Origin of the sequence: Prevotella multiformis (assembly GCF_018127985.1) — a bacterium.
Taxonomy (GTDB): Bacteria; Bacteroidota; Bacteroidia; order Bacteroidales; family Bacteroidaceae; genus Prevotella; species Prevotella multiformis.
The window spans coordinates 504639-527247 of record NZ_CP072358.1 but is presented as its reverse complement, the minus strand read 5'-3'; the positions used below and the strand labels follow the sequence as shown (position 1 = coordinate 527247).

12 protein-coding genes and 1 pseudogene are annotated in these 22609 nt (G+C 53.3%); 8 read left to right on the top strand and 5 right to left on the bottom strand.

The window, feature by feature from the left end; all coding sequences use genetic code 11:
- Positions 1–460: 460 nt before the first annotated feature.
- Positions 461–1809 (top strand): annotated as a pseudogene (locus J4864_RS08480) (alanine/glycine:cation symporter family protein).
- A 360-nt stretch (positions 1810–2169) separates the two neighbouring features.
- Here J4864_RS08480 and J4864_RS08475 read toward each other — a convergent pair.
- Positions 2170–2703 carry an FHA domain-containing protein gene (locus J4864_RS08475; RefSeq protein WP_211815305.1) on the bottom strand — a complete coding sequence of 178 codons (534 nt, stop codon included), beginning with the start codon at positions 2701–2703 and terminating at the stop codon, positions 2170–2172.
- Between the two features lie 183 nt (positions 2704–2886).
- Complete coding sequence (locus tag J4864_RS08470; protein WP_449579662.1) at positions 2887–3885, bottom strand: HU domain-containing protein; 999 nt, start codon at positions 3883–3885, stop codon at positions 2887–2889.
- Positions 3886–4119: 234 nt separating this feature from the next.
- On the opposite strand from J4864_RS08470, the gene rfbC reads away from it, so the two are divergent.
- Entirely contained in the window at positions 4120–4674 is a 555-nt protein-coding gene (rfbC, locus tag J4864_RS08465) for a dTDP-4-dehydrorhamnose 3,5-epimerase (RefSeq protein ID WP_211815303.1), read from the top strand.
- 79 nt (positions 4675–4753) lie between these two features.
- The gene (locus J4864_RS08460) at positions 4754–5548 is read left to right on the top strand and encodes a DUF4738 domain-containing protein (protein WP_211815302.1); all 795 of its coding nucleotides are present in this window, start codon (positions 4754–4756) and stop codon (positions 5546–5548) included.
- A 507-nt stretch (positions 5549–6055) separates the two neighbouring features.
- On the opposite strand, the gene J4864_RS08455 is transcribed toward J4864_RS08460, so the two are convergent.
- The 3 genes from J4864_RS08455 to J4864_RS08445 all read right to left on the bottom strand — a co-directional run bounded on the left by J4864_RS08455 (position 6056) and on the right by J4864_RS08445 (position 14314).
- Complete coding sequence (locus tag J4864_RS08455; RefSeq protein WP_211815301.1) at positions 6056–8356, bottom strand: toll/interleukin-1 receptor domain-containing protein; 2301 nt, start codon at positions 8354–8356, stop codon at positions 6056–6058.
- Positions 8357–9442: 1086 nt separating this feature from the next.
- Positions 9443–10975, bottom strand: coding sequence for a RagB/SusD family nutrient uptake outer membrane protein (locus J4864_RS08450; RefSeq protein WP_211815300.1), 1533 nt, complete (start codon positions 10973–10975; stop codon positions 9443–9445).
- A 3-nt stretch (positions 10976–10978) separates the two neighbouring features.
- The gene (locus J4864_RS08445; protein WP_211815299.1) at positions 10979–14314 is read right to left on the bottom strand and encodes a SusC/RagA family TonB-linked outer membrane protein; all 3336 of its coding nucleotides are present in this window, start codon (positions 14312–14314) and stop codon (positions 10979–10981) included.
- A 253-nt stretch (positions 14315–14567) separates the two neighbouring features.
- Between J4864_RS08445 and J4864_RS08440 the strand changes: the two genes are divergently transcribed.
- The 5 genes from J4864_RS08440 (at position 14568) to J4864_RS08420 (ending at position 22540) form a co-directional block, all read left to right on the top strand.
- Positions 14568–15092, top strand: coding sequence for an RNA polymerase sigma-70 factor (locus tag J4864_RS08440; RefSeq protein ID WP_007366825.1), 525 nt, complete (start codon positions 14568–14570; stop codon positions 15090–15092).
- Between the two features lie 380 nt (positions 15093–15472).
- Positions 15473–16450: a FecR family protein gene (locus J4864_RS08435; protein ID WP_211815394.1), complete on the top strand. Its 978-nt coding sequence runs from the start codon at positions 15473–15475 to the stop codon at positions 16448–16450.
- 72 nt (positions 16451–16522) lie between these two features.
- On the top strand, positions 16523–19582 hold the full coding sequence (locus tag J4864_RS08430) for a glycoside hydrolase family 2 TIM barrel-domain containing protein (RefSeq protein WP_211815298.1): 3060 nt from the start codon (positions 16523–16525) through the stop codon (positions 19580–19582).
- 1199 nt (positions 19583–20781) lie between these two features.
- Positions 20782–21855 carry a sensor histidine kinase gene (locus tag J4864_RS08425; protein ID WP_211815297.1) on the top strand — a complete coding sequence of 358 codons (1074 nt, stop codon included), beginning with the start codon at positions 20782–20784 and terminating at the stop codon, positions 21853–21855.
- Positions 21830–22540: a LytR/AlgR family response regulator transcription factor gene (locus tag J4864_RS08420; protein WP_007366818.1), complete on the top strand. Its 711-nt coding sequence runs from the start codon at positions 21830–21832 to the stop codon at positions 22538–22540. Before J4864_RS08425 ends, J4864_RS08420 begins: the two co-directional genes overlap by 26 nt.
- The last annotated feature ends 69 nt before the right edge of the window (positions 22541–22609 follow it).

The following is a 22609-nucleotide window of genomic DNA, read 5'->3' as shown; positions in this document are numbered from 1 at the left end:
AGCCATACGGAAAGCATCCACGCATTTAACGGAGGAAGGCCGTTTCCTCACTTGGGAATGCGTGTTGAAACAGTCTGTTTCTGTTGGAGGAGTCCAGCCTGTCAAGACGGAGTCTGCTTTCGGCATCGCCTCATTCCTTGGAAGGAAAGGGGGCTGCTTGCATCGGACGATATGGCGAAGCCTGTTGAAAGGGAGCTTCGCATCGGAGGCCATGCCCGCTAAGTCTTGGCAATCCCTTGTTTTTTCAGGCACTGCTTGTCATTGTCCATATATCAAAAACTATCATCCGTCTGCAAGCGAGGCATGAATTTCTATAATCTTTTGTTTTTCCATCTGATATACTTGCATTGTGTCAGAATTAATATTATATTTGCGCCGAAATTTATTCTTTGGAAGTCACAGACAATCGGGCAGCGGATACGCCGCTTTCTGTTACTAATATCAAAATCTAAACAAAACTATGACTGCTTTAGACATCGTGAAAGCGTTTAACGAGTTGCTATGGAATCATTTTCTCATGTATGCTTGCTGGGTGTAGGCATTTTCTACACGGTTTATCTTGGATTCCCGCAGATCAGGCATTTGAACCTGGCGTTCAAGTATGCCTTCGGGTCTGTCTTCAAGAAGAAGAATCCCGGCGAGAACAAGGTCAGTTCCTTCCAGGCACTTGCCACGGCCGTGGCGGCACAGGTCGGTACGGGAAACATCGGCGGCGTGGCGACCGCCATCGCCACCGGCGGCATGGGAGCCATCTTCTGGATGTGGCTGTCCGCCCTGCTGGGCATGAGTACGATCTTCTCCGAGGCCGTGCTGGCGCAGAAGTACAAGAAAGAGTACCACGGCGAGACGGTGGGCGGTTCCGCCTACTACCTCTATTACGGTCTGGGCAGCAAGTAACTGGCCGTGTTCTTCTCGATTGCCATTGTCTTCGCCCTGGGCTGTGTAGGCAATATGGTACAGGCCAATTCCATCTCCATTGCCCTGACAAACGCCTTCCACATTTCTCCCTACATCGTAGGCTTCGTGCTGGCGGCGGTGGTCGCCGTCGTCATTATCGGCGGACAGCGGCGCATCACCTCCCTCGCCGAGCTGCTCGTACCGTTCATGGCGGTCGTTTACATCATTGGTTCACTGGTCATCATCTTCATGTTCGCCGACCATCTGCCTTACGTCTTCCGCACGATTTTCCACGATGCCTTCTCGATGGAGGCGGCCGGCGGCGGTGCGGCCGGAACGGTGATGAAGTATGCCATCCGGTATGGCGTGGCCCGCGGCCTGTTCTCCAATGAGGCCGGTATGGGCTCTACTCCTCATGCCCATGCGCTTGCCGATGTGAAGGATCCGTCGGAGCAGGGCTTCGTGGCCATGGCGGGTGTGTTCGTCGACACGGTGCTCATCTGTTCGTCGACCGCCTTTGTCATCATGCTGACCGGTTCTTTCGAGAATACGGCTTTGAAGTCGGTCGCCATTACGCAGGCCGGCTTCGAGACGGCGTTCGGAGAGAGCGGCATCATATTCCTGGCCGTCAGTCTGCTGTTCTTCGCCTTCACGACCATCATCGGCTGGTATATGTTCGCCGAGATGAACATCAAGTTCATGTTCGGCAAGAAGGGGGTGAAGCCTTTCCGCGGGGTCGTCGTCGGCTGCATCTTCGTCGGCTGTCTCTTTGCGGCTGACATCGTATGGGAGCTTGCCGATACATTCAACGGTCTGATGGTCATCCCCAACCTGGTCGGTATCGTGCTTCTGGCACCGCAGGTGAAGAAGATCTACAGGAACTTCCTTGCCCGGCGCAAGGCAAAGGCCTGACGGACGGCAGTGCCTGTGGCAGAGGCCGGGCCTCGGTCGGAGGGGGCGGTCTCTGTATGCCGGCTTCTTGTGACGTGGAGCCGGCTTCTCCTGCAAGGAGGGAGCTTCCGACAAAAAAGAGGTGTGCCGGACATCGCCTGAACTCGGCAATGTCCGGCACACCTCCTGCGGTTTTGCCTGCTTATGAAGTCCTCCCGGCCGGTCCGGAATCAGCGGGAAGGGGAAGATGAAACGGTCCGGATCCTACCGGGACGGCGCCGTTTCCGCCCTCTGTCCGGCCGTAGCCGTCCGGCAGGCATCACGTTCCTATGCGGCGCCCTCTGCCCTGCAAGGTCCGCACTTGCGGAAAGCCTTTCCTCGTCAATCCTCTTCCGGTGTATGGAGGATGATGCTTGTCGCGCCGATGGTGAAGAGCGTTCCCCCTTCGATCACCCTCCGTTCACGGTCGCCGAGGATTTCATTGTCGACGAAAGTGCCGGTGTTAGACGGTCCGTCGCGCAGCACATACTGCAGCCTCCCGTGCTTGTCGCGGCTGACGGTGACGGTGCAGTGCGTCATGTCCACGCTGGGGTCGACCGTCTCTATCGGGCAGTTGATGGGGTTTCCTTTCATGTAGCGGCCGATGACATTCTCTCCCATCTGCAACGGGATGACCTGCCGGAAATGAAATACATTCTCGATGACGTGCAGTGAACCGAACTCGTTTTCCTGTTCGGCTGCTGCAGGGGTGCGGTTCTCTTCCTTCTGTGTCTTGCGCAGTCTGGAGACGCCGATGCGGATGCCGAACTCTTTTCCGCATTGCGGACACTGGAAGACAAGCCGCTGTCCGGACTTGTATTTCGTTTCGTCGAAGGTGATGAAGTTGTCACATTTAGGACATCTGACGCGTTTCATATAGAATGGATAATGGTGGAATGACAAAGCCCTTTCGGCGGCGCTCTCCTCTGAAAAGAGGGAAGAGGAGAGGGGAGGCGGCAGAGGGGGCGGACGTGAAAAAACGGAGTGGGGGTGGCAGGGAGGCTGTCCCGGCGGGTTCTCCGCGGTCGCTTCTCTCCTGAAAGGATGGCGGGAAGATTTTTACTTTCCGATTTCTAACACCCACGCCTGCTTGAACTCGGTAGTCGAGGTGAGGACTTTCATCTTGTCGTATGCTGCTTTCCGGCTCGGGAAGCGGCCGTAAAGTACTTTCGTGCTTTCCGGCCCCTCGTAGACACGGGCATCTTCGAGCCCCTGCTTCTTCAGCCGGGCGACAAAGGCACGTGCGTTCTTTTCCGTGACGTGGCTCGCCATGACAATGGTCCAGTAATGGGACGTGGAGGCCGGGGCAGTCTGCGTACCGGCGGTTGCGGCAAAGCGGCTTTCCGCCCTCATGGGCCTGAACTGTTCGGACGCATTCGGGGTGTCGCTGGAGTCGAAGATGTTGTAGAGGACACCGCTCTTCATCTGCTGTTCGGGCATTCCCCTGCGTGTCGTCCCGGGGAAAGCCACGAGGAAGACGGCGGTGAGGAAGACGGCAGCTGCCGTGACATTCCGGACGGCACGCATGCTGATGCTGATCCGCTTGTCCTGTCCGTCCGAATGGTCGATGTACACGATCCTGTGCCTGGAGTTTTTGCGCCCGGCCGTCTCCGGCTGGTCCGCATCGGCGTTGCCGGCGGCGATCTTCCCGAAGTCGAAGCTGCTCAGACCGTAGAAAGACGGCGTGAGGATGCCGCTTTCGAAAGGCTCAAACACCAGTTTCCCCTCAGGGTTTCTGGAGAGGCAGCCGAGGTCGGACAGCTCGACGGAGCCTTCCTCGCCGAGCGTGTGGTAAATCTCATCGACTTCATGCTCGATCTGACGGAGCGCCTCGGGGTAGCTCATGTCGTACGCATCCACATACGACTGCACCAGCAGCGAGTCGTTCATCCTCAGCTGCACATTGAACCCGAGGGTACGGTAAGGCGGAAGGAACAGGCCGTCGTTTGCATCATATCTTGCAGAGACATGATGGGCGACGAAGCCTCCCAGCCCCGGGACAATGACACAGTCGTTCTCCAGCAGGAGTATCTCAATATGTCGGTCGAGTTTTATCACGCTTGCAAAATTACTTATTTTATTCGGAAGTTCCAAGAGCCGTATCTTAAAATCTCCTGCGGGGGTTGAAAAAGTCGATAAAGCTTTTTATAATCAACAATTCTTATTACCTTTGCATAAGGCAGGCTGCGCTCGGCAATCTGCGAGCGAGCTCTCATTGCGCTCGCTGGCACTGCCTTTGCATAAGGCAGGCTGCCTGTGCTGCTGCCTTGCTGTAATCTAAAAACAAATACGATGGAGTATAGAAAGACTGACATTGACGGGGTATGGGTCATTGAACCCAAGGTTTTCAATGACGCAAGAGGTTACTTCTTTGAGTCGTTCAAACAGGCCGAGTTCGATGGACATATCGGACATCACGTCGAGTTCATCCAGGACAACGAGTCGAAGTCGGGCTATGGGGTTCTCCGTGGACTGCATTATCAGAAAGGCGACTTCTCGCAGGCCAAGCTGGTGCGTGTCATCAAGGGCAGGGTCGTGGACGTGGCTGTCGACATCCGCAAGAGCTCACCGACCTTCGGCAGGTACGTTATGGTGGAGCTGTCTGAAGACAACAAACGTCAGTTCTTCATTCCCCGGGGCTTCGCCCATGGCTTCCTCGTCCTTTCCGATGAAGCGATCTTCACGTACAAGGTAGACAATGTCTATGCGCCGCAGGCCGAGGCGAGCATCCGCTGGAACGACGGGACGATAGGCATTGAATGGCCTGTGGATGCCAAGGATGTCGTGCTTTCAGACAAAGACCTCAACAAGGGGGTGGCTCTGAAGGATGCCTGGCTGTTTGACTGAGACTTGCGAAGGGCAGCCGTGGATGTCCGTCAGGCATTCCGGCCGCGGAGAGTATGTTGAAATCTATTGATCCTTGCTTATGAAAGAGAAGACAATCGTCAGTGTACTGGTACTGCTGGCACTGCTGCTGGCAGCCTGTCGCAACCGCGGTGCCGGCTATCAGCAGTCGCATGAAGACAAGCAGGCGAAGGAGATGCTGCAGGGGCTGTGGACGAACGGCGAGAGCAGCGACCCTGCCATGCTGGTGAAGGGCGACAGCATCTTCTATCCCGATTCGGCCAGCATGCCTGTGCGCTTCTGGGTCTATCAGGACACGCTCTACCTGCAGGGAAAGACGCTGCACGGCTATAAGATAGAAAAGCAGGCGCCCCATCTGCTGAAATTCGCCAACCAGAACGGCGACGAGGTAAGGCTGGTGAAGAGCGGAGACAAGACCCTCCGTTCGGCCTTCAGCTATCATGTCTATGCGGTAAATACTTTCCGGGAGGAGTCGCAGGACACGGTAATCCGCACGGACTTGGGATATTTTGAAAGCAGGGTCCATGTGGAGACCACCTCCGACAAGGTCATCAAGTCTACCTACAATGACAATGGCGTAGAGGTTGACAATATGTATCTTGACAATGTGGCTTCCCTGCGTCTCTTCAACCATGGCACTCCGGTCTTCGCCCATGACTTCCGCAAGCAGGAGTTCCAGTCGCTTGTCCCGAGGGATTTTCTCTCACGCAGTATTCTCCGCAAGATGTACTTCACCCGTGCCGATGCGAAGGCACTGTACTATTATGTCATCATCGGGATTCCCGATGCCGACACGACTTACGTGATAGAACTGCGCGTGACACCGGACGGCAGGATGAGCAAGAAACTGCGTTGAGAAGCGGCTGCCTTTCGGGGAGGTTCTCTGTCTGCATACCCTGTAAGGAGGGGTTGTCATAAATAAGCATCACATATCTGCTGTCTTGTCGCCTCCGGAAAGGAAGGTGTTTCAGAACTCGCTTCCACCCAGTACAGCTGTCATTTATAAAGAACAACCGCTACCCAAGAGCGAATAGCTCAAAGGTAGCGGTTGTTGCTGTTTAAGAGGATTGGGAATTGTCAAGGGGAAAGGAAGCTTTCCCCGATTCTGGGTTTTGGCACTTAGAGCTTTTATGTTTACATCACTAAGATAGGTGAAAATTCTGACATATCCAAGTGTTTAGAGGAATTTGTTTCTCAGACACTTGGATTACTAACATGATTTTACGCTGCGGAATTAAGGTATTGAGACCTCTGCAAAGGTCTTTTTTCCCCCAAAAGCTACTATTGATAATCAATGAGTTATATTTATGCTTTCGCTATCTATATGAGGTTTTGCAGAGGTCTCGTAATATGATTAATAGTGTTAAAATGTAAAATCTTCACTAAAAGATTGATCTTTAACTATCATTTCCTGTTTAAATTTATATTCATGAGCGGCACGTTTTATATTTAAGGATTTTGGAAAATCTTTTTGTGCTTTATTTATAAGCTGTAATATTTTAGAAGGAGAATCTCGTAAAGCATATGCATGGAATTCTATTTCCATAGCAGCATATAATTCTTCTTTTTTATCAGAAAAGCTATTTTGAACTATTTCCATTATTGCTTCTAATATCTGCAAATCCTCATTTTTTATTTTTTTCTTTTTTACTAAACAGCGAAAATAAGCATAGGCATGATAAGTGTTTTCTGGATTATGATTAAAGTTATATGCAGCCATTTCAAGTGCCTCTTCATATTTACGCTGGGCTAGCATAACTGTTACAAGTTCTCGTTTTGCACGTTGCATGCTAGGTTGTTTTTTAAGTGCTTGTTTGTAGAAATGTTCTGCTTCTTCATAATTATCTGTATTCCTGTAAGAAAAGCCACGTAAGAAGTCTTTGTCAGCACCTTCTATGTCATTAACATAGTTCTTAAATTTATCAATATCTTTAAGCCTGCATAGTGCTAAGCACAACCAATAAATTATTTCTCGTTCTACATCCCTATAAAACCTTGTACTATTTTTCAGGATGTTCTCACATATTTCGACAACATCGTTATATTCCATTTTATTATATAAATCCATAATAGATTTGATAACTATTGATGGTATCAAGAATAAACTATTGTCATTATTGCTTTTCCCCTCGATTATTCTTCTTTTAATATTATACATATACACAGATGCATCTTGGGTTATATCATTGGAAGATGCAATTTTATCTTCCAAGACACCAGTAACATGATTTTCTAAATCCTCCGGAATAATAAATTTATTTCTTCTTATATAATCACTTAGAGAGTAATCAAGTCTAATAAAAATATCAGAAGGTCCGAATGTATTTGCTACACCATGAAATAACATCTTTTGAATTACTTGTAAGATTTCATGGTATCTTTCTTCATAGATACCTTCAAGCACTTCAAAACTTAAAAAATCAAACCTTGACAAAACGATTAATAGATGTCTCTCTTCTTCTTCACTGAACAGCTCTATAATTGGTCTGATTTTTGAATCACCTATTTTAATCAGTTCTTCGATGTCATTTTTTGCCAAGGTCAAGCCATTCTTTTTAATAGCCATTATGGAATTTATAATTTGTTCAGGCGATTGCAATAAACGATCTACAAAGAAATCTGCATCTTTATCAGAAATTTTCAAATTGTTTATTATTGCAAATTTATAGAACAGCTTTTTGCGATCTGCCCTATTTAAAGGTTTTAACGATATGTGTACAATTTGAGGAATCCGTGTTTCAATATATGCTGTGGGGGTAATTTTGGACAGAACATAGAGCCCTAACTGTGGATTTAAGTCTTCATTAGTTAAAATATCAGACACCCAGTCTGGTATATTACGATTAGGCAATATCATAGCCATGTTATCATCTACTAATAATACAGAACGGTTATCGTACAGAGTATTTAAAATCTTCACGGCAGCCTTAGATTTTTCTTTTGGTTCTTTTTGAAAGATTTCCTCTAATTCTTGACTATTGTAATTTTCAGTTATAAGATTTAACCCTATGATAAAATCCTCTATGCTTTCCTTTATTCCCAAACTTAACTTAAACGGTTCTAACTCATCAGGGTAGCCGTTTTTTCTCATGCATTTTTTTGCAAAAGAAGCCTTACCAACTCCTTCTCTTCCAGAAATAAAAAGAGCTCTGATATTTTGATAATTAGAGGATAGAATCTTTTCCTCAAAGATGTTAATCTCTTCATTTCTTCCTACTAAAGCTGTTTCTTTATCTTTTATTAATGGTTTTTTATCCCATATAATCTTCCTGTTTTTTTGTTCAATATCTCTTGCAAGCAGTTTGGGAGATTTGAAATATTTTATATTATAAGCTTCATCCTTTACCATCCAATTAGGCATATCATCTAATGTAACCTTTTCATCTATAACAAAGGGCCATAATCTTTGTTTTTGATCTGCTTTAAGATGTGAATAAGCGTAATCAATTTCTTTCATACACCATTCTGAAGATAATGAATCCTTGGTTGCTAAAAAAGCTACAACTGTAGACTCCTCTATTGCACTATAAATTTCATCAAGAGTTTTGTAAGCAGATTCAAAGTCATAGCAATCAATAATGCAACGGTCACGTCCTAGTAATTCTACTAATTGTTGTGCGAAATCTTTCTGCGCACTACTATGAGAAATAAATACTTTAATCATATTGTTTAGAATTAAAATTATGTTTAACAAGTAGGTAGTTCTTTAAATTGTATCATTGTTGTTAGCTATTAGCATAGCTTATTTTTTCATATATTTGCAAAGATACTCATTTTTTTTATAAAAGCAAAATGTCGTAAAATGGGTTCTTCCGTTAAATGGATGGACAGGAATAGAATAAAGGGCTTGTGTACTTGCATAGTATGACTCTCCAAAAACGGATGGTCTTGCAAAGGAGGGTAAACTACAGGATAAAATGCAGAAAAGACAAATTGATACGATGCCTGCCCGTCAGCCTGTCTTTCCGTCTTCTACAAACAACTTATTCTCAGATGATCGGTGTTTGTAAACATTTTTATGCAGTTCAAAGCTGACACATGCTCTTCTGGCTCCTGAAAGATGCCTGATTGACCTGCAATGGGTGCTCCTTTAGCGTGTTACCAACGCCCTTTTGAAGTCCAATTAAGCACCTTTTACAAACGACTTAACAACCGATTGATTGACTGCTGGTTACAAACTCGTTTTTTGCACGTGTTCTTTACATTTACAGATGATCTGTTTGAAATTATGTAATGGTTTTTCAAAATCCTATCTGTCTTTTCAACGTATTAAAATGAAAAGGTCTTTGACTCGGAGGCTGATGATTAGGATAGACAGTTGACAGTTTTGGCCATGTTTTTGTTTCATGATTCACTTCGGTTCTTCCGTTAAAGCTATATGAAAAGCATCTACGCATTTAACGGAAGAGCCTGATTTCGTGCGGAAACGCCATCTTCCGGGGTGTGTGTTCTCACGGAGCCACGGGACTCACAGAGCCTTGAGGGGAAGCAGGGAACAGAGAACCCTGAAGGTCAGGGGAGAGAGAGGGGCTGGAGGGTAAGGCAAGCGGACAAGAAACCCTGATAAAGATAGGATGGAGTAGGACAGGAGTAACAGGAGGGCAGGGCGGCGGCATGACAGAATCATGTTTACCTTTTTACTCTTTCACCTTTTTACCTTTTCAACAGCTCCCTGCCTCTGTGTGATATTTCATCAAAGTCATCGACTCACGAGACACCCCCATCACTCCGAAATCCTGAAGAGCCTTTTTTACCTTTGCCACCACATCGGTGTCGCATAGTCGTCTGCTCCTCCCAGATATTCCACCGCCTTGTAGTAATTTCGGGGGTTGTTGATCTGTTCGTTCTTGTCGAAGGGGATTCTGTTGGGAGTCAGCAGGCTGTATCCGTTCGTCGGCTGCGGAACGGGGAAGATACGCGGGTATCCTGTCCGCCGTATCTCGTTCCATGCCTCCTGTCCGTCGGGATAGAGGGCGATCCATTTCTGTACGATCAGCCGCTCCATCTTCTCGGCCGGCGGTGCGCTGTCATCCCACCGGATTGTGATGTCCGACTGCCGGGGGCAGTCGCCTCCGAATCCGCCGGGGGCGTCTGTATAGTCGGCCTCCGTGGATGTGGAGTCCAGCAGGTAGTCGGCTGCTCCGTTCGCTCCCCACTGCTCGAAGGAGAGGGTCACTCCTTGTTCATAGTATGCCTTTGCCGTTCCGCCGCCCATGTCCCATCCCCGGAGCACGCCTTCCGCTTTACAGAAAGCCATCTCCGAGGCCGTCAGCCATACCCCCGGTGTCGTCTCCGACACGTTGGCGGTGGAGTAGAGCCGCTTGGCGAGGAAGTTGCTCCCTGTCAGTGCGCCGGCCCGGCAGCCGATGAACCTGCGCGGTCCCGGCTGTCCTGCCGGCAGGAAATACTTGTCCAGCCGCGGGTCCTTGTATCCCGTCAGGTAGCTCTCGAGGTCGGCGCAGATGCGGCTGTCGCCCCATGACACGGCCGTCGTCCACAGCCCCGACTTGTTGCAGGCGACCGTGCAGTTGTCGGCATTCCGTTCGATGACCCCTTCCCTTACGGCTTTCTCGGCCAGTGCGCGTGCCATGGCCGGTTCTGCGTTGCTGATGCGGATGGCGATGCGCAGCTTGAGCGAGCTGGCGAACTTCCGCCACTTGTCGAAGTCGCCTTTGTAGACGAGGTCGTAAGGGGCGAAGACGACCTTCTCTTCGGCGAGGCTGCGGTCTGAGGCAAGGAAGGCCGTGGCCTCATTCAGGTCGTCGATCAGGTGCAGATAGATGTCCCGCTGTGAGGAATACACCTCTGCATGATGGGCATCCCTGCTGAGCGGGAACGGTCCGTAGATGTCCGTGAAGCGGAGGAAGGCCTGTGTGCGGAGTATCAGCGCCCAGGCGTACGACACCTTTTCCTTTCCGTTCAGTTTCACCACCGCATTGAAGGCCGATACCAGCCCCGGTGCATACGATGCCGGCCAGGCGCACCAGTTGTTGGCGGCATTGAACAGGGTGTGGTTCTTCGGCAGTACCTTGGTGTAGGTCGTGTAGCGTCCCAGGTAGTTGCCCACGAAGTCGATCATCGTCTGGTAGGCATTCTCCTGTTCGGGAAAGGCCACGCCCTGCATCTGGATAAGGAAGGAGCCGACGGCATAGTTGTCGCGCTGCAGCTCCTCGGGCGACAGTCTGCTGCCCGGCCGGTTCACGTCTGTGAAGTTGCCTGTGCAGGAAGACAGAGCCGCCAGAAGGACGGCCAGGGGCAGCAGGATTTTTCTATGGATGGTCATAGCCTACAGTTTTACATTGACATAAAAGCCCAGCGAACGCTGGCTGGGCTGCATGAAATAATCGAATCCCTGGTAGTACACATCCGTCGAAGGGGTCGACTCCGGGTCGAAGGGAGCCTTGCAGTAAAGCATCCACAGGTTTCTTGCCGTGATGCCCAGCGTCACCTTTGCGCCGCGGATCAGCCTGTCGAACGTGTAATTCAGGTAGAGCTCCTTGATCCGTGCGTTGGTGGCCTTGTAGATATATTCATCCCAGATGGGGGTCTCGCCTCCCACCACGGTATAATATTTCTCGACCGGAATCATCCGGCTGCCGACGGCGACTCCGCCGGCGTTCCGCAGGTCTGCCGTCTTCCGGGAGACACCGTAGGAATCCATGAAGGCCTGCGTCTGCGACACGCAGATGCCGCCCAGCCGGGCGGTCACCAGCAGTCCGGCTTCCAGTCCCCGCCATGAGACCCTGTTGTTCAGGCCGAGCTGTCCCTTGGGCAATACCGAGCCTGCCAGTTTCGGCGACGGCAGTTCCATCTGCATCACCTGTCCGTCGGCATTGAGCTGGATGTTCCCTTTCGCATCACGTTTGTAATCCGTGAAGGTGTAGAGGTCGCCCATCGTCCCTCCCTGTGTCAGGATCACTTCGCAGCCGTTCAGCCCGCCTTGCCGCAGGGTCTCGTTGGGATTGTCGAGCAGGCTGACGATCCGGTTGCGGTTCATGCTGTACGTCATGTCCATGGTCCAGCGCAGCCTGTCCCATGCCTTCTGGTAGCCCAGTCCCACTTCCAGTCCTCTGTTCCGCACGTCTCCGGCCTGGATGTACTCCCGGTCGTAGGCGCCGCCGAGCGTGATCTGACGGAGGAAGGTCTGGTTCTTCGTATCCGACTGGTAGACGGTCAGCTTCACCGATACCGCCTCCTTGAAGAGATGGGCGGTGAAGCCGGCCTCCCACGAGTTGGTCCTTTCAGGGTAGAAGGTGTCGGGGAACTTGTAGGTGACGGTGCGGTAAGTGCCAGTCGAGGGCACATACTCATACCGCCAGGCGGAGGAGATGTTGGGCGGGATGGCCGATCCGACGGAAGCCCATGAGGCGCGGACCTTCAGGTAATTGACGAAGCGTGGCAGCCTGAACAGTCTGGAGAGGATGGCGGAGAGGCCTGCGGAAGGATAGAAGAACGACTGCCGTGCGGTATTGCTGAGTGCGGAGTCCCAGTCGGAGCGTCCTGTCAGTGTCAGGAAGAGCCGTTCCCTCCAGCCCGTCTCCATGCTCCCGAAGACGGAATTGACCGTGTGGCGGGTCAGTTCGAAGATGGCACGGTTGTCTCCCGTCACCTTGCTGTAGTCGATGGCGTTCGGCGTGAAGAGGTTGGACGGTGCCTTCAGTCCTCCCTGGAATCCCGCCACGTCATACGACGTGTAGGAGAAGGCGGCTCCGAAATTCGCCTTGACCGAGAAGTCCTCCCAGTGGCGGGCGGCATCCGCCATGAAATCCGCATAGCGTGTCCGGTCGTTCACCTTGCAGTAGCCGTAATATCCGTAAGGCGAATGGGCGAAGATGTCCAGTGTGGAGGCGTAGCGCTTGTCTTCGATCCTGTTCGCCGCTTCGTCCCGGCGGAAGCGGCCCTCGAATGCCAGCCAGTCGGTCAGCCGGTACTTCACGCCCAGGTCGGTGAGGTACCTGTTGCGCTTCGTCGTCTTCACCATGCGGTGGGTCACCCAGTAAGGGTTCTGCATCTTCAGGTCGTCGCCATAGTTCCAGTTCTGCAGGCTGACGTTCCGTGCCGCGTCAAAGTGTTCGTAGTCCCTGATGGCGTCGAACCGCTCGCCTCGGGGGAAGAGGTAGACGGAGGTCAGCGGATTGAAATACTGTCCCTGCGCCAGCATGTTGCGGTCGTTCTCCCTGATGAACTTGAAGGAAAAGGTGAAGCGCAGCCTGTCCTTCAGCGTCGAAAAGACATTCTTGAACGACAGGTTGTACCGCTGGAAGTCATTGTTGGGGATGATGCCGCTCACCGTTGACGAGCCCAGGGAGAGGTAGACCTGGTTGCGTTCCGTTCCTGTTGTCAGGGTGGCGTTGTTGGTGAAGTTCACGCCTGTGCGGAAGAAGTCGTCCGGCGTATAGCGTGCGAAACCGTCCGGATTCTTTGCTCCCCACGACTTCATTTCGTTGGGGCGGTTCCCGTATTCGTTCTGGAACTCGGGCAGGATGAAGGGCGAGAGGAACTGCGTTCCCGACGACAGCTCTACGGAGAGTTTCCCTGTTCTGCCCGACTTCGTCCTGATCATCACGGCGCCCTGTGCGGCGGCAGAGCCGTACAGGGCGGCAGCGGCAGCCCCCGTCAGCACCGAGATGCTCTCCACGTCGTCGGGGTTGATGTCGGCCATGCTCTCTGCGCCGGGCTGCTGGGAGTAGATGCCGCTCTTGATGTCGTCGTTGCTGCGGTTGTTCACGGGAATCCCGTCAATGACATAAAGCGGCTGGTTGCTCTGTGCCAGCGACTTCGGGCCGCGCATCACCACGCGTGCCGCGCCGCCCATGCCGGCTGCCGACTCGTTGACGGCGACTCCTGCCACCCTCCCGCCCAGGATGTTGGCGAGGTTGGTGGTCCGCACCGTGTTCACTTCCTCCTGCTCCACGTGCTTCACATTGTAGCTCAGGGCGGCGCCCGAACGGCTGATGCCCATTGCCGTCACGACGACGTTGCCCAGTTCGTAAGGGTTCTCTTTCAGCACGAACAGCTGGTTGTGCCGGCTTTCTCCCCGTCTCTCCACAGACGTGAAGCCTACGCAGGATACCGTCAGCAGCGGGGAGGGGGTCTCGGTGTCCAGCGTGAATCTGCCGTCCAGGTCGGCGACGGCGTGCACCCTGGGCGAACCCTTCACGGTGACGGTCGCACCGATAAGCGGGTTGCCTGCCACGTCCTGTATCTGCCCCCGGAAGGTGTAGACGGCAGGTTTCCTGCGGCTTTCTTCCTGTTGCTGCGGCGTTTTTCGGGCGGCCGCCGCACGTTCCGGGGCGGCTGTTTCCGGCTTCCCTTTTTTCAGATAGATGATGTTGTCAATGATTCTGTACGTGATTCCCGTGTTGGCGAAGAGGCGGTCCAGCACGAAGTCTATCGGCAGGTCACGGATGGAGACGGCATTCACCTGCTCCCTGCCCAGCTCGTCGCTGTAAAAGAAACGGTAGTGGGTCTTCGATTTTATGCGCTGGATGACCGTCTTCAACGCCGTGCGGTTCGTCGTCAGCGACACCTGTGCGGCAGCCCGCTGTACGCCCAGCATCAGCAGAAGGGCGCACACGCATAGCCTGAGGCCGGAATTGATTTTCAGACGGTCACTTTTCATCCTGTTCAAGGGTAACGGGCAGCACATCGCCCTCTCCCCATGCTGTTAAAATAATGAGATTACTTTTACAAAGATAGTCAATTATATTAATATGAGGTGTGCCGCTTCCTTATTTCACATAAATTAACCACCCCGTATCCGTTGACAAGTATAAAAAGTGTAACTTTGTCACATAAAAAGGTCATCATTCCTTCAATGAAGCTCTCCTGCAGATGCTGACAACATCCGTAGCCGGCAGGAAAAAGTATCAATAATGACACTATCAGAACAAAGGTTCAGACAGATATTCCGGGAGTCGTACCCCGCTCTTTCCTTCTATGCCGCACGTCTTGTCCGTGACGATGAGGCGGAGGATGTCGTACAGGAAGCCTTCATGGAACTGTGGAAGCGCAGGGAGGACATCGAGGACGAGAGCCATGTCAAGGCGTTCCTCTATCGGACGGTCTATACCCGGGCGCTCAACCTCCTCAAGCACCGTACGGTTGTCAGCAGTCATGCCGACAGCGTGAAGAAGTTCACGCAGTTCAGGCTGGAGTACTATAACCCTGAAAACAACGATGTGATGGGGTATATCGAGGGACTGGAGATGCGGAAACGTATCAACGATGCCATCGGCGAGCTCCCGGCCAAATGCCGTGAAGTCTTTATCCTAAGCTATCAACATGACAGGAAAAACAAGGAGATCGCCGAGCAGCTGGGCATTTCGATACGTACGGTGGAGGTACACCTGTACAAGGCGCTGAAGTCCTTGCGGAAGAAACTGAAGCACGGAGAATGATCCCCTGTACAGGGCAGAATGCCCCTTTGTCCCCTCCGTCTGCCGGAAGTGGAGCCCTCGGAGACCGGCTCCCTGGCTTGCCGGTAGGGAAGCGGCGACTGTCTGGGACGGACCGGCCGTCCCTTGCGCCCCTGTCCTTCTCCGTGCAGGGAGTGTCCGGACGGAGGACGGGCACCGGCGGCGGATGCCGGCCGGAAGCAGGGCGGGCGGAGAAGCGTGGCGTGCGCCTGTCAGGGATTCCGTCCCTATGCAGGTGCTATAACATTTTTTATTATTTCCCTTTACGTAAATAGGCGTATCGGATTGTTATAAGAGTAAGCAGCAGGGAAATAGCTGCGGGAAGAAAGAAAAAGCAGATACCTCAGTTGAAAAAGAACAACATGGACGATATAAACGATAAGACCCTTAAGGACTATCTCGCCGGCAAGGCGACAGACGAGGAGATGGTGCGGCTGACCGAATGGCTGGCACGCTCGGAGGAGAACCGCAAGGAACTCTTCAGACTGGAGATGGCTTGCCATCTGGGAAAACCTAACCCGCTCGCCACACGGGAGAAGACCGCTGCGGCAGAGGACAGGCTCTTCGCCCGGATAGCGGACTACGAGTCGCAGAAAGACCGTCGGCGTTCTTTCCGCCTCCTGCGCTATGCGGCAGCCGTGCTGGCGGCCGTCCTGCTGGTAGGAGGGGGGCTGTTCGCCTATCTCCGCCAGTCGGTGGAGATCCTTACGGTCGCCGCCCTGGACGGTGTGAAGAAAGTCACGCTGCCCGACCGTTCCACCGTATGGCTCAACAAAGGAGCCGCCATCCGTTATGCCGACCATTTCGACGGCGACGAACGGAAGGTGGAACTGGAAGGAGAGGCCCTGTTCCATGTCACGAAGAATCCCGAAAAACCTTTCATAGTAAGCAGCGAAGGGGCGGCGGCGAAAGTGCTGGGGACTACCTTCAACTTCAATGCGAAAGGCAGGGGAAAGGCCAGTGTCATCAGTCTGATAGAAGGCCGTCTGGAGGTGACGGGACTGGACGGACAGGGGAAGGTCGTCCTGCATCCCAACCAGAAAGCCACTGTCAGCAGAGACGTGAAGGTCATCAAGACCGAAAACACCTATGCCCCTGTCGATGCCGTATGGCGCGACAATATGATTCCTTTCAGCAATATGCGCATCAGGGAAATCGCCCGTATCCTGGAACAGCTCTACGGCTGCAGGATTACGGTAGCCCCCGGGCTGGACAACGGGAAGACCTATACCGGCGTGATCAAGAAGAGCAAAGACATCAGCAACGTGCTGGACGGACTCTCTTATACCGTTTCTTTCCATTATACCGTTGACGGAAAGGAAATCGCCCTCTCGGAATGAACTCCGGGAGAGACGGCCCTTTCCGCCCTCATTCACTAAATCTGTTCTGAAATTTCATTACCTGACATCAACATGAAAAGACTTTCCGCGCTCCTCCTGGGAGCACTTATCCCCTTGTGCTCAATGGCACAGAACGCCGCCCCGGATTGGCAGAGCCAGTACTGCACGGGCATGAACAAACTCGAGCCGCACGCCTATGTACAGCCATACAGTTCGGTGGACGACCTGCAGCAGCCCGGCGGCTACGAACATTCGGCGTATTACATGACGCTCGACGGCAAATGGAAATTCCATTGGACGAAGAATCCCGACCGCCGGCCCAAGGACTTCTACCAGACCGACTATGCGGTGCAGGGATGGGCGGACATCAATGTGCCCGGCAACTGGGAACGGCAGGGGTACGGGCTGCCGATCTATGTCAATGATACCTACGAGTTCGATGACAAGCTCTTCCACTTCAAGAAGAATCCGCCGCTTGTGCCGTATGCGGAGAACGAGGTCGGCTCTTACCGCCGTACATTCACCGTTCCTGCGGCGTGGAAAGGACGGCGCATCGTCCTTTGCTGCGAGGGTGTGAGGTCGTTCTTCTATCTGTGGGTCAACGGGAAGTACGTGGGCTGCAACATGGGGTCGAAGATGCCTTCCGAGTGGGAGGTCACCCCCTACCTGCGCGACGGCGAGAACGTCATTGCGATGGAAGTCTACCGCTGGAGCGCCGGTTCTTACCTCGAGTGTCAGGACTTCTGGCGCATGAGCGGCATCGAGCAGGATGTCTATCTCTATGCCACGCCTGTGCAGTACATCGCCGACTACAATGTCTCGGCAGGGGTAGACAGGCAGGAGAACGGCACTTACAACGGCCGCTTCGGCCTTTCGGTACGTGTGAAGGGCGGCGGAGACGCCACGGTAAGCTATGCGCTGACCGATGCCGGAGGGGCTGAGGTCCTGACGGAGGAGAAGACGGTCCATGCGAAGGACAGCGGCGGGACGGCGGAGTTCACCCCGCAGACGGTACCGGGTGTCGCGGCGTGGAGTGCAGAGCATCCGAATCTCTATACGCTGCTCGTCACATTGAAGGACAAGAACGGCAAGGTGACCGAACAGACCGGAAGCAAGGTGGGATTCAGGAGCGTCGAAATAAAGGACAGGCAGCTCTGCGTGAACGGGGTGCCCATCCTCGTCAAGGGCGTGAACAGGCATGAACATTCAGAGCGCGGACGCACCGTGAGCAAGGAACTCATGGAGCAGGACATCCGCCTGATGAAACAGAACAACATCAACCTCGTGCGCTGCTCTCATTATGTCAATGACCCTTACTGGTACCAGCTCTGCGACAAGTACGGGCTGTACGTCATCGACGAGGCGAACATCGAGTCGCACGGAATGGGCTATGGGAAGGAGTCGCTGGCAAAGGACAGCACATGGCTCACTGCCCACATGGACAGGACACGGCGGATGTACGAGCGTTCCAAGAACCACCCGAGCATCATCATCTGGTCGCTGGGCAACGAGGCCGGAAACGGTACGAACTTCGAGCATACCTACCGCTGGCTGAAACAGAAGGATGCGACACGTCCCCTGCAATACGAACGCTCCGGGGAGAATTTCAATACCGACATATACTGCCCGATGTACACCTCGCTGGACCACATGGAAGCCTATGCGAAGCGGACGGACACGACACGCCCTTACATCCTGTGCGAGTATCTCCATGCCATGGGGAACAGCTGCGGCGGCATGAAGGACTACTGGGACCTGATAGAGAGAGAGCCCGTCCTGCAGGGAGGAAGCATCTGGGACTGGGTGGACCAGTCGTTCCGTGAGATTGACAAGGACGGAAACTGGTACTGGAGCTACGGCGGCGACTACGGCCCGAAGGATGTCCCCAGCTTCGGCAACTTCTGCTGCAACGGTCTGGTGGCGGCCGACCGTACGCCGCACCCGCATCTGCAGGAGGTGAAGAAGGTCTACCAGAACATCAAGACCGAACTGGTCGCACATGGGAAGGAAATCACCGTAAAGGTCAGGAACTGGTTCGACTTCACCAATCTCAACGAATACCAGCTCGACTGGCGGATTGTGGATGAGAACGGGAAGTCGCTCTCCCACGGCACGCAGCACGTGGACTGTGCCCCGCACGAGACGACGACGGTGATTCTTCCTGCCGTCTGTTCTCCTGCCGCCGGGGAGCTGTACCTGGACCTGGAGTGGCATCCGATCCGTGACGGACTGATCCTCACCCGGGAGAACACCGTGGCTTACGACCAGTTCTGCCTGAAGAGCGCACCTGACTGCACCGTCTTCCTCCCGCGGGAGAAGCAGCATGTCAGCTACAAGGTGGATCCGGAGACCGGCGCGCTCCTCTCCCTGAAGAGTGGGGGCCGGGAGTTCCTGGCCACGCCGATGGCACTGAGCCTCTACCGCCCGGCCACCGACAACGACGGTCGCGACCGGTTCGGGCTGAGGCTGTGGCGTGAGGAGGGGATCGACTCCATCAGCCAGAGGGTGACGAAAATCGTCCGCAGCAAAGACGTGACACGTGCGGAAACGGAGATACTGGGCAGGAAGGGCAATGTCATCGGCAGAGCCGTCTTTACCTACCGGCCGCAGAAGAACGGCGCATTGGCGGTCAGGACGACCTTCACCCCGGACACGGCGGTAATCAAGTCGGTGGCCCGCATCGGTCTTGCCTTCCGTATGAACGATTCGTTCGGCAAGGTGGAATACTATGGCCGGGGCGACGTGGAGACCTACAACGACCGCAAGCAGGCGGGACGGATAGGGCGTTACCGGACGACGGCGGAGGCGATGTTCCACTATTATGTGAAGCCGCAGGCCACCGGCAACCGTACCGATGTGCGCTGGGCGTCGTTCTCCGATACGAAGAACCGCCTCATGGTGGCCGCACGCAGTCCGTTCCAGTTCTCCGCAGTGCCGTTCTCCGACCCTGTCATCGACCGTGCCACCCATATCAACCAGCTCTCGCGCGACGGCCTGCTCACCATCCATCTGGATGCCGACCAGAGCGGTGTCGGCACCGCAACCTGCGGTCCCGGCGTAGCAGCGCAGTACAGAGTACCCATACAATCTACAACCTTTGAGTTTGTCCTCTATCCTGCTGTCTCCAGGTAGACAGCGGATGGCAGGACACTACAAGCCCTGTTCCTCTTCGTCTCCAGACCCGGCAGACGGAGAGGGGCGGGGCTTCTTTCGTTGTCCTCCGGGCTGTCAGGGACTGCGCAGGCAGCCTCGGTGGTATTGCTGTCCCATAAACATGCTCCGCATAAGGCACCCCTGCTTCCTTGCTCGGTGTATGACAGTGAGCCGGAAACGCATCTGTTCTTCTGCAGGCTTGCCGATGCCCGACACCGGCCGTGCCGATGGTAAATACCAGCCGTGGCGGGGATCCGCACGCTTGCAATCGGCTGCCCGGAGGGAGACAGGCTGTTGTGGAAGTCCGAGGCTGGACGTACTTGGCCGGATGGGACGGCTTGCTTTTCCAAAGCCTCTATGAGGGGCTGACAGCTGGAAGGAGGTTGCGCACGGGGATTCCTGTCATTGCCGGCAGGTGCTGAAAACCCCTTGGGGGATTTCTGCCTTTCAGGCGAGCGGACACTGCTTTCTACCGGTAAGGACGTTTGAAAGACTGCTGGGAGATTTCCGATGCGGTGCGGATCCGCCGCCTGCAAGGGGGCGAGGTACCGTAGTTCCCGACCGCTGGGAACATGATTCCCGACCGCTGGTACTGCGGTTCCCGACCGTTGGGAACATGGCTCCCGGCTGTCGGGGACGTGCGTCTGCAGGGAGTCCTGACGGCGGTGAATTGTCAAATACTTTCCCATAGCGTCCTGTCGCCCTCCGGTCACGTTCCGCCAGACTTCCGGATGCTGTCGTACAGGCATGGGCAGTCTTCCCGTGCGGGGGCTGTGACGGTGGATACCCGAGGATGCGGAGGCCTGCCGTTGCCGTCTCGGAGCGGTTTTTGCAGGAGCGTACGTGGATGGTGCAGGTGGGAAAAAGAGAAGGGTATCTTCCTTTGTTGCGTGTTCTTGCCTGTCTCCGGCCGTGTTTTGCGGCAGGAGGGCGGCGGACAGGAATACGGCCGGCGGACAGCCTGCCGGACGGGAAGAGACGTGCCGGGGAGGTCTGACATGAAGCTTTGCCGTTCTTTGTTGTATAAAAAGAAGTTAATTATGCGGCTTCTGTATATAATTTAACACAGGTAAATGTAAAAAAAACTCACATAATTTAAGAATACATTTTATTTTACAGAAACTTTTATTACCTTTGTTTGCAGATTTGTATTAGATATAAGCAAACAAGGGCGAGAAATGAGGAAACAGATTTATACTTCCAGGAATTTATGGAACCAGGTCATTATCTGGCTCCCGCTCCTCCTCATTCCTATGATGTACGCCCTTCATGGGATCAGCCCGCTGAGGAACAGCTTTTCACAGTATCTTGTTCCGTTGTCCATGGTGATTGTGGCCTATCTCAATTATTTCGTGCTTTCGCCGATGTTGCTGAAAGGAAACAAGAAAGAGTTCTGGATGCTCAACGCTCTCCTTATCTTGTTGCTGTCTATTGCGCAGCATGAGTGGCTTTACCACATAGGGAACGAACGGTTGATCGTGGCTTTTCCTTACCAGATGCTGCCCACGGAGAAGGATTTGAATCCCCACGTTTTCTTCATTATCCGCAACTTCTTCAACCTCAGTATCTGTGCAGGGGCGGCTACGTCTGTCCTGATGGCACAGCGGCTGTCGAAGGCGGAAGCGGAGAAGCGGGAGGCGGAGACGGCCATGACGAAGGCGGAGCTGGTCAACCTGCGGCAGCAGGTGAATCCGCATTTCCTTCTCAACACGATGAACAATATCTATGCGCTGACGGCATTCGACACGGAGAAGGCGCAGAAGGCCATTATCGACCTTTCGAAGATGCTCCGCCATATCCTCTACGATTACCAGCAGCCTTACGTGAACCTGAAGGAGGAAGTGGAGTTCCTGCATAATTACGTGGACCTGATGATGATCCGCATACCCGAGAATGTCGAGATCTCCCGTGATTGCCATGTTCCGGACTCCTGTCAGGTGCTTGTCGCTCCGATGATCTTCATCTCGCTTCTGGAAAACGCCTTCAAGCACGGGATATGTCCGGGACGCAAGAACTTCATCCATATCCATCTGGATGCGGACAGCAGCTGCATTGTCTTCTCTATCCAGAACAGCAGCTATCCCCGGGGGGAGGCTGAAAGAAACGGACACGGAATCGGGCTCAAGCAGGTGGAGCGCAGACTCGAACTTGCTTATCCGGGCAAGTACAAATGGGAGAAAGGATTTGACAGTAAACGAAATATCTATTCATCCAAAATAATTATTTATGACACTAAACTGCATAATCATTGACGACGAACCCCTTGCGGCCGACCTGCTCGCAAGCTATGCCAAGAAGACGCTCTTCCTGAACCTGATAGGCGTCTTCAACAGTGCGGTAGAGGGGATTAAAGTCATCCGTGAAAACAGGGTCGATCTCATATTTTTAGATATTCAGATGCCTGAACTCAGCGGGCTTGAATTTGCCAGGATTCTTCCTAAGGAGACGAAGATCATCTTCACGACGGCATTCAGCCAGTATGCCGTCGACGGGTACAAGGCCAATGCGATCGACTATCTCATGAAGCCTGTCAGCTATGATGATTTTCTGGCGGGTGCCAACCGGGCACTGGAATGGTTCAGAAGCATACGGCAGTCGGAGAACGCCTCGGACGACCGTTTCATCTTTGTCAAGAGCGAATACAAACTGGTGAAGATCATGTTCGACGACATCCTCTATATCGAGGGGCTGAAAGATTATGTCAAGATTTATCTTACCGACGGCCGTGAGCCGGTCATGAGCCTGATGAACATGAAGAAGATCGAGGAGTCGCTGCCCCGGCCGGAGTTCATGCGCATTCACCGCTCCTATATCGTCCACATGAAGAAAATAGAAGGGATCGACCGTTTCCGCGTGGTCATCGGCGATGCCGTCCTGCCGATCTCCGACAGTTACAAGACGACCATTCAGGACTATCTGGACGGGCATACGCTGTAAGAAACAATCCATACCAGCCATAACACATGAAGGACACCTGCCCGCCGGACAGCCTCTCGTTGAGAACGC

What these genes read in the sequence shown, in the direction of transcription:
- J4864_RS08475 (WP_211815305.1), bottom strand. Translation starts at nt 2,703, where the DNA reads ATGAAACGCGTCAGATGTCCTAAATGTGACAACTTCATCACCTTCGAC.
- rfbC (WP_211815303.1), top strand. Translation starts at nt 4,120, where the DNA reads ATGGAGTATAGAAAGACTGACATTGACGGGGTATGGGTCATTGAACCC.
- J4864_RS08460 (WP_211815302.1), top strand. Translation starts at nt 4,754, where the DNA reads ATGAAAGAGAAGACAATCGTCAGTGTACTGGTACTGCTGGCACTGCTG.
- J4864_RS08455 (WP_211815301.1), bottom strand. Translation starts at nt 8,356, where the DNA reads ATGATTAAAGTATTTATTTCTCATAGTAGTGCGCAGAAAGATTTCGCA.
- J4864_RS08450 (WP_211815300.1), bottom strand. Translation starts at nt 10,975, where the DNA reads ATGACCATCCATAGAAAAATCCTGCTGCCCCTGGCCGTCCTTCTGGCG.
- J4864_RS08445 (WP_211815299.1), bottom strand. Translation starts at nt 14,314, where the DNA reads ATGAAAAGTGACCGTCTGAAAATCAATTCCGGCCTCAGGCTATGCGTG.
- J4864_RS08440 (WP_007366825.1), top strand. Translation starts at nt 14,568, where the DNA reads ATGACACTATCAGAACAAAGGTTCAGACAGATATTCCGGGAGTCGTAC.
- J4864_RS08435 (WP_211815394.1), top strand. Translation starts at nt 15,473, where the DNA reads ATGGACGATATAAACGATAAGACCCTTAAGGACTATCTCGCCGGCAAG.
- J4864_RS08430 (WP_211815298.1), top strand. Translation starts at nt 16,523, where the DNA reads ATGAAAAGACTTTCCGCGCTCCTCCTGGGAGCACTTATCCCCTTGTGC.
- J4864_RS08425 (WP_211815297.1), top strand. Translation starts at nt 20,782, where the DNA reads ATGAGGAAACAGATTTATACTTCCAGGAATTTATGGAACCAGGTCATT.
- J4864_RS08420 (WP_007366818.1), top strand. Translation starts at nt 21,830, where the DNA reads ATGACACTAAACTGCATAATCATTGACGACGAACCCCTTGCGGCCGAC.